Annotated in this window: 9 protein-coding genes and 1 pseudogene; 3 read left to right on the top strand and 7 right to left on the bottom strand. The window is 61.2% G+C overall.

The features are described from left to right. Positions 1 to 99 precede the first annotated feature (99 nt). Entirely contained in the window at positions 100 to 5064 is a 4965-nt protein-coding gene (locus tag LIY45_RS25485) for a leucine-rich repeat domain-containing protein (protein WP_226478012.1), read from the top strand. Here LIY45_RS25485 and LIY45_RS25480 read toward each other — a convergent pair. The 7 genes from LIY45_RS25480 to acs form a co-directional block, all read right to left on the bottom strand. After that, a complete protein-coding gene (locus LIY45_RS25480) occupies positions 5061 to 6041 on the bottom strand; it encodes a GlxA family transcriptional regulator (RefSeq protein WP_003214334.1) in 981 nt (326 codons plus the stop codon). The two genes, LIY45_RS25485 and LIY45_RS25480, sit on opposite strands and share 4 nt — an antisense overlap. Before the next feature lie 246 nt (positions 6042 to 6287). Further along, a complete protein-coding gene (locus LIY45_RS25475) occupies positions 6288 to 7052 on the bottom strand; it encodes an ATP-binding cassette domain-containing protein (protein WP_003214336.1) in 765 nt (254 codons plus the stop codon). A 27-nt stretch (positions 7053 to 7079) separates the two neighbouring features. After that, complete coding sequence (locus LIY45_RS25470; RefSeq protein WP_226478011.1) at positions 7080 to 8192, bottom strand: succinylglutamate desuccinylase/aspartoacylase family protein; 1113 nt, start codon at positions 8190 to 8192, stop codon at positions 7080 to 7082. A gap of 1 nt (position 8193) precedes the next feature. Further along, entirely contained in the window at positions 8194 to 8892 is a 699-nt protein-coding gene (locus tag LIY45_RS25465) for an ABC transporter permease (protein ID WP_010165618.1), read from the bottom strand. Then, positions 8889 to 9578, bottom strand: a complete 690-nt coding sequence (locus LIY45_RS25460; protein ID WP_003214341.1) for an ABC transporter permease — start codon at positions 9576 to 9578, stop codon at positions 8889 to 8891. Before LIY45_RS25460 ends, LIY45_RS25465 begins: the two co-directional genes overlap by 4 nt. Positions 9579 to 9669: 91 nt before the next feature. After that, positions 9670 to 10455, bottom strand: a complete 786-nt coding sequence (locus tag LIY45_RS25455) for an ABC transporter substrate-binding protein (protein ID WP_017475899.1) — start codon at positions 10453 to 10455, stop codon at positions 9670 to 9672. Between the two features lie 667 nt (positions 10456 to 11122). Beyond that, positions 11123 to 13078 carry an acetate--CoA ligase gene (acs, locus tag LIY45_RS25450; protein WP_003214346.1) on the bottom strand — a complete coding sequence of 652 codons (1956 nt, stop codon included), beginning with the start codon at positions 13076 to 13078 and terminating at the stop codon, positions 11123 to 11125. A gap of 394 nt (positions 13079 to 13472) precedes the next feature. On the opposite strand from acs, the gene LIY45_RS25445 reads away from it, so the two are divergent. Both LIY45_RS25445 and LIY45_RS25440 read left to right on the top strand, forming a co-directional pair. Continuing rightward, the gene (locus tag LIY45_RS25445) at positions 13473 to 13742 is read left to right on the top strand and encodes a DUF2790 domain-containing protein (protein WP_026077783.1); all 270 of its coding nucleotides are present in this window, start codon (positions 13473 to 13475) and stop codon (positions 13740 to 13742) included. Positions 13743 to 14226: 484 nt separating this feature from the next. Beyond that, positions 14227 to 14484: pseudogene (locus LIY45_RS25440) on the top strand (ribonucleotide-diphosphate reductase subunit beta); the annotation flags it as partial.

The following is a 14484-nucleotide window of genomic DNA, read 5'->3' as shown; positions in this document are numbered from 1 at the left end:
AGGGGCACGCGCAATTGATTTATGCGCAACTATCTACTGCCAATCCCCCTCGCCGCCCTGTTGTGCTGTCGGCTTACTCCGCGCAACAGGAAAAGCGCCATGCCCGACACCTTGAACCCTGCCGATGCCCAGCATCCGGACAGCCATTATCAACCACTGCAACAGGCTATCGCGCCTTGGCTGCTGGCCGCCACGGCCGCCCGGCGCGAGGCCTTGAACGCCAGTTCGCCCCATGTCAAACCCTGGTACCGCAGCACCACGGCCGAGCAACGCCAGCAATGGCGCGCGCTCAACGCCAGCCACTGGCATGCACAAAACCAGGTCGATCAACGCCTGGCGGCGCTGCAGGATGTGCAGGCGTTCGCCGAGCCGTTACTGAAAGCTACCCTGAAAGATCAGTTCGGGTTGGAGCTGAACGTGAAGACCACGTTCCTGCGCCTGTACATCCCGGCCACCATCCCCTGGTTCCCGATCAAGAGCGGCGCCGCACGCACCTGGACCCTGTCGTTGCTGGAGGCGGCGCTGCATAACTTCGAAGCCGACGAGCGCTTTGAAGCGTCCTCCGACTACATCAACCAACCCGACGCCCAAGGCCAGTCAACGCCGCTGCCCGGCATCCAGGCCACACTACCGATCCAGCGCTTCACCCAGCTGTGCCGCACGCTGGATATCGGCGCCCGCTACCAGCGCTACCTCGAAGAGAACCTGGGCCTGAGCGACGCCGTCGTTGCTGCCGTGCTCCAGACGCAGGTCAGCGCCAGCCAACGGGCCGCCCTGGACACCGCGCTGCAACTGGCGTTGATGAAAAACGATATCCCCCCCGCCGCGCACCAGGCGCTGCAACGGTTGCTCGACGGCCAACCCGGCGCGAGCCTGGGCGGCAAACCGCTGCGTGGCCATGACGTGCGGATGATGAACGCCCAACTGACCGGTCCCGTGCTGTTCGCGCCGGACCTTGAACGCCAGCAGGCCATCGTCCCGGTGATCGCTTACGTGCCGGACGACCCCGAGCATCCGATCAAGTACTACCCTTCCAGCGCCGCGTTCATGACAGAACTGACCCGGCAACTGCGCAGCCACGACTATCAGCAATTTTTCAGCCGCTTCGTAAACCACGAGGATCGCGGGCATTTTTTCGCCAACCTCAACAGCCGCCTGAGCCACATCACCTGGCACCCTCATACGCCCGGCGACCCGCTGCCCAGTTGGCGCGACACCCCCAGGGACCGCCCCAACCTGCAGCTCAGCGCCGTGGCGATCCCCGGCGCACTGGCCAACCATCGCTACCAACGGGCGCTCGACAAAATCCTCAATGACGCTAAAGTGATCGCCGTGTCCACCGCCCGCGTCGACCAGAAAGCCCGCTGGGCGCTGTGGGATTCATTGCAGCAGATCGCCTCGACCCTGCTCAACATCGCCGCGATGGTGGTCGCGCCCTTCGTGCCGGTACTGGGGGAAGCGATGCTGGCTTATATGGCCTACCAGTTGCTGGATGAAACCTTCGAAGGGGTGGTTGATTGGGCGCAGGGCCGCACCCGCGAGGCGTTCGAGCACCTGATGGGCACGGTACAGGCGCTGATTCAACTGGGCACTTTCGGGGCCGGCGGTACGATTGCCGCCAGCGAACTTCGGGCACTGATGGCGCCCTCCGCGAAAACCTTTATCGACGGCTTCAAGCCAGTCCCGATGGCTGACGGCAAAACCCGGTATTGGCAGCCCGACCTGCGCCCCTACCAACGCCAGGCAGCCCTGCCGGAGCAGTCAAAAGCGGATGAGCAAGGCATCTACCACCATCAGGACCAGGCCGTGATCACGGTCGACCGGCAGCCGTTCACCCTGAATAAGGCGCCCGGTCGCGAGCACTACAGCTTGCTTCACCCCACCCGCCCCGAGGCCTACCAGCCACGGGTCTGGCATAACGGCACGGGGGCCTGGCATACCGAGCTGGACCAACCGTTGTATTGGGACGCCACCACCTTGATGCGCCGCCTCGGCCACAGCATGGAGGGCTTCAGCCCGACACGGCTGGAACAGATCCGCAGCGTCAGCCATATCCCGGAAAACACCCTGCGCCAGTTGCATGTACAGCGCCAGCCCACCCCGGCCGTGCTGGCCGATACCGTGCAGCGCTTTCGGATTGATGAGGAGCTGGCGACCTTTATCCGCCAGATGAACAGCGACGACCCGGGCCAATACGGCAAGGCCGATGCCCTTACCCAATTGCAGTTGCTTGGCCGCCCCGACCTGTGGCCCGACACCAAGGCCCTGCAAGTGGTCGATAGCCAGGGCCAGGTCTTTTGGCAATACGCCAGCCAGGACGCGCTGCCGGCGGTGCGCATCAGCCAGGCCCAACTGAACAATGGCGAACTGCTGGAGACTGCCCTGCGGGCATTGGAGGAAGACGAAATCAAGCCGATGCTGGGGGAGGAATTCGGCCAGCCGCCCAAGGCGTTTGCGCCGCGGCTGCACACCCTGCGCAAAAAAATTGCGGCGGCGGCCCAGGCACGGCGCAGTAACCTGTTCGACACGCGCTATCAATCGCTCAACCGCCCGCAGACCGCTGATGGCCAGCGCCTGATGGACGAGCACAAGGCATTGCCGGGGTGCGTCGCCGATGAACTGACCCGCCAGGCCACGGCCCAGGAACGCCGCGAACTGAACGCTGGCAAACTGCCCAGGAGCCTGGAGGACCTGGCCCGCTGGACCGCCCAGGAAGTCCGCCTGAACCGCGCCTATGAAGGCCTGTACCTGGAATCGAGCGACAACCCCGACACCCGCACCCTGGCCCTGCATTCCCTGCCCAGGCTGCCCGGCTGGTCCGGCAGGGTGCGCCTGGAAGTGCATGAACATGCATTCAACGGCACCGTCAGCCAGCGCATCGGCACCGGCAACGGCAATGCCCTCAAGGTACTGGTGCACGAAGACGGCCTCTATCAGGCCTATGACAGCCAGGGCCGGCACCTGCATGGCGAAACCGACCTCTACACCGCCATCCTGCAAGCCCTGCCGGATACCGAGCGCAACCGGCTCAACCTGCACATCCGCCAAGGCACGCAGTTGCGCGAAGCCCTCAGCCAGGTGGCGCTGCCTCGCGACCGACTGCTGCCGGCCCTGGAGCACTTTCCGCGCCGGCGCCCCACCTCTGGCAAACAACCACGCCTGCTCGGCGGCATGGACGGCTACCCACTGCCCGACCATCCGGCACCTGTGCCAGGCACACCGCCGACCGTGCTGCAGCGCACCCAGGCGCTGTACCCCGGCTTCACTCACGCGCAGAACGTGGCGCTGCTGCGCCAGCTCAACCAATTGCCCGGCGGCGCCTTGCCAGGCCTGGCAGGGCTGGAGCAAGAGTACGCGCAGTTGGAGGCGCAACTGCTGCAGTGGCACATCCAGACACCTTACTTGCACCCGCAAACGGGTGTGCAATTGACGGTGCAAGCGTTCAGCGAACAATTGCAGAACCGCCTCGACCTGAGCAACGAAATCAAACGCTGCTGGCGCCGGGAAACCCCGATGGACACGCATTATGGCGATGAGCGTGACGGCTACATCCTGGCCAATGACAACCCGATCATGGGCCACCTGCCCCGCCTGGAGGCAGATTTCTCCCATGTCTCGGCCCTGTCACTGACAGGCGATGAGAGCACCCTGGGCGCCCACGCGTTCTGTGCCAGCTTTCGCAATGTGCGTCACCTGGGGTTGCGCAACATCCCCCTCGGTACGTTGCCCGAAGGGCTGGAGAGCATGCCGCGCCTGACCGAGCTGGTATTGAGCAACGCCAACATACGCCTGAGCGCCGAGAGCCTGGCAACCCTCACATCGCTGTCGCGCCTGGAATCCCTGGACCTTTATGCCAACCCGCTGGGCCTGGTGCCCAACGTCGAAGGAATGCCGGACCTGCGCTACCTCGACCTGGCGGCCACCGGCATCGAGCACTTGCCGGCGGGCGTACTCACCCGCCCGCACCTGCAAACCGCCGTGCTCAATAACAATCGCATTACCGCGTTGCCCGACGCGCTTTTCGCGCTGCCAGACCTGACCAGCGAAGCCTTCGACTTCGGGAACAATCCTTTCCCGGAAGCCGTGATCAACCGTATAAAAAGCCACTTTCAGCGCACAGGTGAACGCTGGGATGCCTCAGCTCCGAGCGTTGATATCGAGCGACTCAAGGCGCTGTACCCCACCTTTACCACCCCGGAATGCAACCGCTTCCTCTATGGCATGCCGGGTAGCCTGCAAGAGAGCCGGGTGGAATTGACGCGCATGGAAGCCGAGTACGAAAAACTCCAGGCGGACCTCGAGGAGTGGCGCATTGACGCCCCCCACCGACACCCGACCCAGAACACCCTCTTGAGCCAGCAGCAACGCGCTGAAGAACAGGCCAGGCGGTTTGGTTTCAAAAACCTGATGGAGCAGTGCTGGCGCCGGGAAACCCCGATCGATAGCTTCGACGACGGCCCCACCGCTGCCCACGAACTGCGCTATGAGGTGACCCTGCTGGGCGACCTGCCTGCGCTCACGGCCAATTTCGACCATGTGTCAATGCTCTCGCTTTACGCTCAAAACACCACGTCAAAGATAACCCCCTTCCTCGAGCGCTTCCGCCGACTGCGAAGCCTCTCCGTCCAGGGCTACCCGTTGGGCAACGTTCCGGAGCCGATCTTCCACATGCCTCGGCTCAAAGAACTGATCCTGCCCCAATGCACTCTCCGGCTGACGACCAGCACAGCGGAGCAGCTCGCCGGCCTTGAACAGCTGACCTACCTGGACCTGAGCGATAACCCGCTGGGCATCACACCGCGACTCACCAACATGCGGCACTTGAAGATCCTCGACCTGCAAAACACCGGCATCCGCCACGTGCCCCCCGGGCTGTTCAGCTTGCGCGAACTGACCATCGCAGACTTGAGCAACAACGCTATCCGCCATATCGGTACCGGCATTTTTGAAGTGCCTGCGGATATCTTCCACGCACTGGACTGGGGCGGTAACCCGCTGTCGCCGCAGAGCAGCTCCCTCCTCAGGCGCTATCGGCAACGCATGGGTGTGCAGGTAGAAAGTTAACCGCGCTCGGACGGCACCGACGACAACTCGAACGGGCTGCTGCTGCGCCGCTGGTTGCGGTCTTCACGAGGGGTGGCGCCAAAGAAGTTGCGGTAGGCGCTGGAGAAGTGCGGCCCCGAGGAGAAGCCGCAGGACAGGCCGATCTGGATGATCGACTTGCTGGTTTGCATGAGCATCTGGCGGGCCTTGTTCAGGCGCAGTTCCAGGTAGTACTGGCTGGGGACGCGATTGAGGTATTGCTTGAAGATCCGCTCGAGCTGTCGTCGGGATACGCACACATGCTGGGCGATTTCGTCGGTGGTCAGCGGCTCTTCGATGTTGGCTTCCATCAGCAACACCGCCTGGGTCAGCTTTGGATGGCTGGAGCCCAGGCGGTTTTGCAACGGAATGCGCTGGCGCTCGCCGCCTTCGCGGATGCGCTCTACCACCAGTTCTTCCGAGACGGCGCCGGCCAGCTCAGCGCCGTGGTCACGGGCCAGTACTGCCAGCAGCAGGTCGAGTACCGACATGCCACCGCAGGCGGTCAGGCGGTCACGGTCCCAGTCGAACAAATGACTGGTGGCGATGACCTTGGGGAAACGCTCGGCGAAATCGTCCTGCCAGCGCCAGTGCACGGCAGCGCGATAGCCGTCGAGCAGACCGAGTTGGGCCAGCGGGTACACGCCGGCCGACAGACCGCCAATCACGCAACCGGCGCGCACCAGTTGCTTGAGGGCGGTGCTGAGCTGGGAGGCGATGACGGTCGGTGGCTCATCTGCCAGCAGGAACAACTTTTGAAAGCCTTCCAGCTTGCCGGCCCAGGGTTCACCCGGCAGCTGCCAGGCACCGTCGATTGGCGGTTCGGCCTGCAAAAACGAGAGTTCGTACACCACGTCCGGATGCACCCGCTGAGCAACGCGCAAGGCCTCCTCAGCCAGCGCAAGCGTCAGTGCTTTAGTGCTGGGCCAAATCAGGAAACCAATTCGATGGGCAGTCATGGAGTGCTATCCGAAGCGAGTAACAGTAATGAAGACAAAGGCCAATGCTAGCCCGTAAACCGACACAAATCTCAAACCATATGGAGATCTAATGTGGGAGCTGGCTTGCCTGCGATGGCGGCGTGTCGGTGCCAGAGAGGCAAACTGACCCACCGCTATCGCAGGCAAGCCAGCTCCCACAGGGGATCGGGGCCAGCCTTAAAGCTGTGAAGCTTGCACTAATTCAGTGCATAAAAGCAGTCCTGATTACTTCAAGCTGCCGGAAAGAAACTGCTGCAAACGCTCCGACTGTGGGTTTACCAGCACTTCGCGCGGGTTGCCACGTTCTTCAACGATGCCTTTGTGCAGGAACACCAGTTGGTTGGAGACTTCACGGGCAAAGCCCATTTCGTGAGTCACCACCACCATGGTCCGGCCTTCCTGGGCCAGGTCCTGCATCACCTTGAGCACTTCGCCCACCAGCTCCGGGTCCAGCGCCGAGGTGGGTTCGTCGAACAGCATCACTTCAGGCTCCATCGCCAGGGCCCGGGCAATCGCCACGCGCTGCTGCTCGCCGCCAGACATGTGGCCAGGGAACGCATCCTTACGATGGCCCACACCCACTTTAGCCAGGTAGTGCTCGGCCTTTTCCCGGGCGTCTTTTTTCGACATGCCCAGCACGTGCACCGGCGCTTCCATGACGTTTTCCAACGCGGTCATGTGGGACCACAGGTTGAAGTGCTGGAACACCATCGACAGTCGCGAACGCATGCGTTGCAGCTGTTTCGGGTCCGCGGCCTTCATGGCGCCGTCTTTGTTGGCCACCAGTTTCAGCTCTTCGTTATTGAGCAGAATCTTGCCGGCGTGGGGTTGCTCCAGCAGGTTGATGCAGCGCAAAAAGGTACTTTTGCCCGAGCCACTGGACCCGATGATGCTGATCACATCACCGGCCGCGGCGGCCAGGGACACACCTTTGAGCACTTCATGACTGCCATAGCGTTTATGCAGGTCTTGGACTTCAAGTTTGTACATGCGGTCGGTTCTCACAAAAACAGTTGGTCAGTCGTTGAGCAAGCGCCCGTGCCGCAGCGCTTTGCGCCCCGCCACCTTGGCCAGCCAGAAACCCGCTTGGGCATAACGTAGCCGTTCAACGGCAAACAACACCCCAGGCGTGCCCGCGCAAACAATGCTCACGCGGTCGGACAAGGGATCGATCACTTCAAATATCGGGTCGCCGGTTTCCACCACATCCCCGGCTTTACGCAGGTAGCTGATCACGCCGGCGTGAGGCGCGAACAACAACTCGGTGCCTTCAAAGGGCAGGCCTTCACAGGGTTCGTGCTGCGGCGCGGGCCATTCACCACGGATCAGGCCTTGTTCGGCGAGGAACGCCAGGATGCCTTCGGCGTGGAAAATCGCTTCGTCACGGCCGGTATCGGCCTGGCCGCCCAACTCCAATGTCGTCGCCAGGCACGCCAATGGAATCTGCGCCTCGGGGAACGCCCGGGACAGCCGCAGCCACGGCAGCGAACAGGCTTCGTCAAACGAACTGCCGCCGGAATCTTCCGCCAGCAGGCCGACCTTCACATTCAGGTGCGCCGACAGCGAACGCCACTGCGGCCAGTGTTGCGGCAGCGCGTACATGTGCAGCGCGGCCTCGGCATCACAATGCAGGTCGAGGACCACGTCGGCGGTGCAGGCATGGCTCAGCAACACCCGCTGCATGCCTTGCAGCTGGCTGCTCGGCGCGGGCAAGGCGTTGAGCGCATCGGTCATGGCCTGGCGGATCATGCGCACGTTGGCGTGGGGATCATCCCCCAGCTTGCCATTGAGCAACTCGGCAACCGGCTCGCTCAACTCGACGAAATCACGGTTGAAATTCTTGCCGCTGCCGATCTCGAAACGGCCCTGGTGACTGCCTTGCAGCAACTGCCCCAGGCCCATCGGATTGGCGACGGGAACCAGCTCGATCACGCCGTTGAGGGCGCCTTGCTGTTCCAGTTCCGTCAGGCGCTTTTTCAGCTCCCAGGCGGCGCGCATGCCGGGCAATTCATCAGCGTGGAGGCTGGCCTGGATATAAGCCTTGCGCTCGCCGCTGCCGAAACGGAACACCGTCAGTTGGCGTTCGCAGCCCAGGTGACCCCAGGGCAACAGGTGATCGATACGTTCCATATCAATGCTTCCGTGGAGCCAGGTAGCTCAGCCAGCGGCCTTCGGCCAACTTGAACAGGCGCACCAGGATGAAGGTCAGGCACAGGTAGAACGCACCCGCCGTGATATAGGCTTCGAACGGCAAGTAGTACTGGGCGTTCACCGTGCGCGCGGCACCGGTGATGTCGATCAGGGTGACGATGGAGGCCAGGCTCGTGGTCTGCAGCATCATGATCACTTCGTTGCTGTACTGCGGCAGCGCCCGGCGCAGGGCCGATGGCAGCAGGATCCGGCGATACAGCTTGTAGCGCGACATGCCCATGGCCTTGGCCGCTTCGATCTCGCCATGGGGCGTAGCCTTGAGGCTGCCGGCGATGATTTCGGCGGTGTAGGCGCTGGTGTTCACGGCAAACGCCAGGCAGGCGCAGAAGGTCGCGCTGGACAGCAGCGGCCACAGGAAGCTTTCCCGCACCGCTTCGAACTGGGCCAGGCCGTAGTAGATCAAGAACAGCTGCACCAGCATCGGCGTGCCGCGAATCACATAGGTGTACAGCCAGGCCACACCGTTGACGATCGGCTGCTTGGACACGCGCATCAGGCCCAGGGGCAAGGCCGCGAGCAAGCCGAAGAACAGCGAAATGGCCAGCAGTTTCAGGGTGGTCAGCAAGCCGCCGAGGTACAGCGGCATGGCCTCCCAGATGACGTTGTAGTCGAAGATCATAGATCAGCCGCCTTTACGCCTACCGAGTAGCGCTTCTCAAGATGACGCAGGGCCAGCAACGACACGCTGGTGATCACCAGGTACATCGCCGCCACCGCGAGGAAGAAGGTAAAAGGTTCGCGGGTGGCGTCTGCCGCCTGCTTGGCCTTGAACATCATGTCTTGCAGGCCCACCACCGAAATCAGTGCGGTGGCCTTGGTCAGTACCAGCCAGTTGTTGGTAAACCCGGGGATCGCCAGCCGAATCATCTGCGGCACCATCACCCGGAAAAACACCTGGAACGGGCTCATGCCATACGCCAGGCCGGCTTCGGCCTGGCCCTTGGGAATGGCCATGAAGGCGCCACGGAAGGTTTCCGAAAGGTAGGCGCCAAAGATGAAACCCAGGGTGCCGATACCGGCGGCCAAGGGGTTCAAGTCAATGTAGTCGTTGTAGCCGAGCAACGGCGCAACGCGGTTAAGCAGGTCCTGACCGCCGTAGAAAATCAGCAGGATCAGCACCAGGTCGGGGATCCCGCGGATCACCGTGGAGTACAGGTCGCCCAGCCAGGCCAACCAGCGCACCGGCGAGAGGCGCAACGCGACCCCGATCAGACCCAGAACAATGGCCAAGGCCATGGACGACAAGGCGAGCTGAAGCGTCAACCATGCGCCATCGAGGATGACAGCCCCGTAGCCTTTCAACATGATTCAGGTCCTCGAAAAGGGGGATGAAAAAATGGCGCAAACTTCAGAGATCCTGGTGCTTGCGCCATTCTGGACAGACAGCTGCGACGGTTTACTTGGCTTCTGGGCCGTAAATGTCGAAGTTGAAGTACTTGTCCTGGATTGCCTTGTACTTGCCGTTGGCACGGATCGCGGCGATTGCAGCGTTGATGCGGTCCAGGTTTTCCTTGTCGCCTTTACGTACCGCGATGCCGATGCCGTCGCCGAAGTACTTGGCGTCGGTGAAAGCCGGGCCGGTGAACGCGTAGCCTTTACCGGCTGGCGTGTCGAGGAAGCCTTCCTGCAACAGGGTAGCGTCGGCCACGGTGCCATCAAGGCGACCGGCTTCTACGTCCAGGTAGATTTCGTTCTGCGAGCTGTAAGGAACAATGGTGGCGCCTTTGGGAGCCAGCACTTCCTTGGCGAAACGGTCGTGGATCGAACCGCGCTGCACGCCGATTTTCTTGCCTTTCAGTTCGTCCAGGCTGTCGCTGACGGCAGTGCCTTCCTTCAATACCAGACGAGCTGGGGTCAGGTAGTAGCGGTTGGTGAAGTCCACGGACTTCTTGCGGTCTTCAGTGATGGACATCGAGGACAGGATGGCGTCGATCTTGCGCACTTTCAGCGCCGGGATCAGGCCGTCGAATTCCTGCTCGACCCAGGTGCACTTGACCTGCATCTGCTCGCACAGGGCGTTGCCGATGTCGTAGTCGAAACCGACGATGCTGCCGTCCGGTGCCTTGGAGGCGAACGGAGGGTAAGCCGCTTCAATACCAATCTTCAGTGGCTTGCCTTCGGCGAAAGCCTGCATGGACAGCACGGACAGCGCCAGGGCGCCCAACAGCACGAGTTTCTTCATCTTGGGACTCCATCGGTATAGGGCAAAACAGCAGTATGAGCCAGGGCCCACGATGCGAATGAGTGAAACCGAATAGCGGTGCTGCGTCCTGCGCCAGTTCAGCATCGGCGACGACGAGCGAGTGATCGGCATTCTAACGACAGGCCGGAAGCCGATATTTCCTCAATGCGACAACAATTTACAGAAGCACCGAGAAAGCGGTTCCAGCACATTGACAGCCTCTGGATTTTATGCAGAGGCAAAAGATATTAAACCTGTTAACGCTGCAAGTTGCGGGCCTATTATTCGCAAACCCTTCTAGCACGGCAAGTGTAGCGTTTGATCTAATTTTTCAGGGCGTCTAAAACGCGGGTTTTCGGGGCAACGGCGTAGCACTTTGCCTCATGTTTGGGCGTGGGGTTACACATTTACGGCGCTCGGTAACATTCAGAAACTTCCTACGAGCAAAACCGATATTTATTGGCCTCGTGGAAGGAACCCGATCACCTGTGGGAGCTGGCTTGCCTGCGATAGCGTTTTATCAGTGCCAAGCAGGTTGACTGGCCCACCGCCATCGCAGGCAAGCCAGCTCCCACATTAATCCGGTCTTGGCAGTGACATTTGTGGCGCCTCACAAAAAAGCCCCACCCGGCCTATGCCGAATGGGGCTTTGTCCCACAAACCCGCCTTACGCGACGTTCATGGTCTTGTGCGTCTCGATCAGATGCGCCACCACACTCGGATCCGCCAGGGTGGAGATATCCCCCAACCCGTCGTATTCAGCGGTGGCAATCTTGCGCAGGATCCGGCGCATGATTTTCCCCGAACGGGTCTTCGGCAAGCCCGGTGCCCACTGGATCACATCGGGTGAAGCAATCGGCCCGATCTCTTTACGCACCCAGTTTTTCAGTTCCAGGCGCAGCGCTTCATTCGGCTCTTCGCCGTTTTTCAGCGTGACATACACATAGATGCCCTGGCCCTTGATGTCGTGGGGCACACCCACCACTGCCGCTTCCGCGACTTTCGGGTGGGCAACCATCGCGCTTTCAATCTCGGCGGTGCCCATGCGGTGGCCGGACACGTTCAACACGTCGTCCACCCGACCAGTGATCCAGTAGTAGCCATCCTCGTCACGACGCGCACCGTCGCCGGTGAAGTACATGCCACGGAAGGTCTTGAAGTAGGTGTCCACAAAGCGGTCATGGTCGCCATACAGGGTACGTGCCTGGCCCGGCCACGAATCCAGAATCACCAGGTTACCCTCGGCCACGCCTTCAATCAGGTTGCCGAGGTTATCCACCAGCGCCGGCACCACGCCAAAGAACGGACGTGCCGCCGAACCCGGCTTCAGTGCATGGGCGCCCGGCAGCGGGCTCATCATGTTGCCGCCAGTCTCGGTCTGCCACCAGGTGTCCACGATCGGGCAACGGGATTGGCCGACGTTCTTGTAGTACCAGTCCCACGCTTCCGGGTTAATCGGCTCACCCACCGAACCCAGCAGGCGCAAGCTGCTGCCATCGGCGCCTTCGCAGGCAGCGGTGCCGGAAGCCATCATGGCGCGGATCGCGGTCGGTGCGGTGTAGAGGATGTTGACCTTATGCTTGTCGACGATCTTCGCCACCCGGGTGATGTCCGGGTAGTTCGGCACGCCTTCGAACATCAGCGTGGTCGCGCCGTTGGCCAGTGGGCCATAGACGATATAGGTGTGGCCGGTGACCCAGCCGACGTCGGCGGTGCACCAATAGATTTCCCCCGGGCGGTAGTCGAATACGCGCTCGTGGGTCAGGGCTGCGTACAACAGGTAGCCGCCGGTGGTGTGCTGCACACCCTTCGGCTTGCCGGTGGAGCCAGAGGTGTAGAGGATGAACAGGGCTTCTTCGGCGCCCATCTCTTTCGGCGCACACACGGTGCCCGCCACTTTCATCAGGTCTTCGTACCAGATGTCGCGATGCTGGTTCCACTTGATGTTGCCGCCGGTGCGCTTGCACACGATGACTTTCTGGATGCTGCTGGTTTCCGGGTTGGTCAGGGCGTCGTCGACGTTGGCCTTCAGGGAAATTTTCTTGCCGGCACGAATGCCTTCGTCGGCGGTGATCACCACCTTGGATTTGCAGTCGATGATCCGACCGGCCAGGGCCTCTGGCGAGAACCCGCCAAACACCACCGAGTGAATCGCACCGATCCGGGCACAGGCCAGCATGGCGACCGCGGCTTCGGGAATCATCGGCATATAGATAGTCACCACGTCGCCGCGGTGCACATCCTGGCCGCGCAGGGCGTTGGCGAACTTGCAGACTTCTTCGTGCAGCTCGCGGTAGGTGATGGTGCGGCTTTCGGCAGGGTCGTCGCCCTCCCAGATGATTGCCGGCTGGTCGCCACGCTCGGCGAGATGACGGTCCAGGCAGTTGTAGGAAACGTTGAGGGTGCCGTCGGCAAACCACTTGATGTCCACATGGTGATCGTCGAAGGAGGTCTGCTTCACCGTGGTGAAAGGCTTGATCCAGTCAAGGCGCTTGGCTTGCTCGCGCCAGAAACCGTCGGGGTTGACCACCGACTGCTGGTACATGGCCTTGTAGGTCGCCTCATCGGTCAGCGTGTTGGCTGCTACTTCGGGGCGAACGGGGTACAGAGAAGCCGCACTCATCTTTCTTACCTCGGTGACATAGTTGTTGTTGTATGGCCCTGTTGTAGCCGGGCCGGCCCTATAGAACCATTCGACGATGGTAGTAACAAGCCCCTACAAATTGCCCACCTATCCCCCGGCGGCGCTCTGGGCCGTGGCCTGTGGCGCTTTGCAGGTTTCTGAAAAAACCTTCATTTCGGGATTGTTACAAAAACCACCAATAGTGTTTATCAAAAGCACGGGTATATGAATATAACTCGGACGCCTAAAATCAACCTCGCCATCAAGGCACTGTGATTAACAACGTAACAGCCCCCACGAAGGCAACGTTAATCCGAACTTCCCAATCAAGTTTCACACGTGGCCTCACAAGGGCCCCGTGACCCCTTTCGACCGCCAAAAGGTAAATAGTCAAATGAAAGCGTTATTAGTTATGGCCCTTAGCAGCTTGTGCGCCACCGCCGCCCTGGCCGACGAAGCCCCGACTGACGTAGCCAGCCAGAGCACCCCGATTGTTGAGGATTACACTTACAGCACCCACCTGGACGTCGCCAAAGTAGTGTCCATGAGTGAAGTCCCGGATGTATGCAACGTTGTCCCGGTAAAAATGGAATATGAAGACTCACAAGGTCAGCGTCATATTCTTCAATATCAGGTCATGGGTAACGGTTGCTCTAACGGATAACAACTTCGTTAGTTTGAACTGAACCTGATCTTATTCGCCGCAAGAAATCGTTCTTGCGGCAAAGAGCCGGCCCGACCTTCGCCCCGCTTCACCCCCTCGAAAAAAATCCTACCGCTCGTCCCTCCAGCCAACCCCAACAAACCCGCGCTCTGGCTCGAAAAGCAGGCTTTTTGTCTGCGATCCGTGGCCATCCGCCGCAACACAAAGCCGAATTTTTCCCTATAATGCGCGGGTAAATCGGGCCTGCAATATCCCTTTACATGGGGATGAAGAGCCAGACCTGAGGCCCCCGCTGGAGCCAGCAAGCATTGCTCCGCCCCTCAAGCCTCAAGCAGAACACCCGTAACCCTGATTCCGTTTAATGCGTGCGTTAGCTGCAACAAACGATTCCTTAAGATCCACCGCGGCCTTTGGGCCGTGTGAACACCCCACCATCCGGTTTCACACGGGCACCTTAGAGCCCTCACGCAGGAGACGACACGTCATGCTGAGCTGGGACGAGTTCGACAAAGAAGAAGACGGCGAAGTAGTTGCCAAAGGCGCCAACGCCGGCCACGCCACCGAAGCCAACATGGACCGCCTCGACGGCGCCGGCGCTGCTGCCGCCATCGAAGCCCGCGCCGTCACCGCCAATGACTCCGCCGCCATCGTGCGCGCCAAGGCTGCCCTCGACAAACTCGACGTCGCCGAAGGCCTCGCCGAGCTGGAAGGCTCCGCTGCCCGCGTCGCCGTAGACGAAAAG

This window comes from Pseudomonas sp. MWU16-30323 (assembly GCF_020515595.1).
Taxonomy (GTDB): domain Bacteria; phylum Pseudomonadota; class Gammaproteobacteria; order Pseudomonadales; family Pseudomonadaceae; genus Aquipseudomonas; species Aquipseudomonas yamanorum.
Note: the sequence above shows the minus strand (reverse complement) of the source record. Positions and strands in the feature narration are given on the sequence as shown.

What these genes read in the sequence shown, in the direction of transcription:
- LIY45_RS25485 (WP_226478012.1), top strand. Translation starts at nt 100, where the DNA reads ATGCCCGACACCTTGAACCCTGCCGATGCCCAGCATCCGGACAGCCAT.
- LIY45_RS25480 (WP_003214334.1), bottom strand. Translation starts at nt 6,041, where the DNA reads ATGACTGCCCATCGAATTGGTTTCCTGATTTGGCCCAGCACTAAAGCA.
- LIY45_RS25475 (WP_003214336.1), bottom strand. Translation starts at nt 7,052, where the DNA reads ATGTACAAACTTGAAGTCCAAGACCTGCATAAACGCTATGGCAGTCAT.
- LIY45_RS25470 (WP_226478011.1), bottom strand. Translation starts at nt 8,192, where the DNA reads ATGGAACGTATCGATCACCTGTTGCCCTGGGGTCACCTGGGCTGCGAA.
- LIY45_RS25465 (WP_010165618.1), bottom strand. Translation starts at nt 8,892, where the DNA reads ATGATCTTCGACTACAACGTCATCTGGGAGGCCATGCCGCTGTACCTC.
- LIY45_RS25460 (WP_003214341.1), bottom strand. Translation starts at nt 9,578, where the DNA reads ATGTTGAAAGGCTACGGGGCTGTCATCCTCGATGGCGCATGGTTGACG.
- LIY45_RS25455 (WP_017475899.1), bottom strand. Translation starts at nt 10,455, where the DNA reads ATGAAGAAACTCGTGCTGTTGGGCGCCCTGGCGCTGTCCGTGCTGTCC.
- acs (WP_003214346.1), bottom strand. Translation starts at nt 13,078, where the DNA reads ATGAGTGCGGCTTCTCTGTACCCCGTTCGCCCCGAAGTAGCAGCCAAC.
- LIY45_RS25445 (WP_026077783.1), top strand. Translation starts at nt 13,473, where the DNA reads ATGAAAGCGTTATTAGTTATGGCCCTTAGCAGCTTGTGCGCCACCGCC.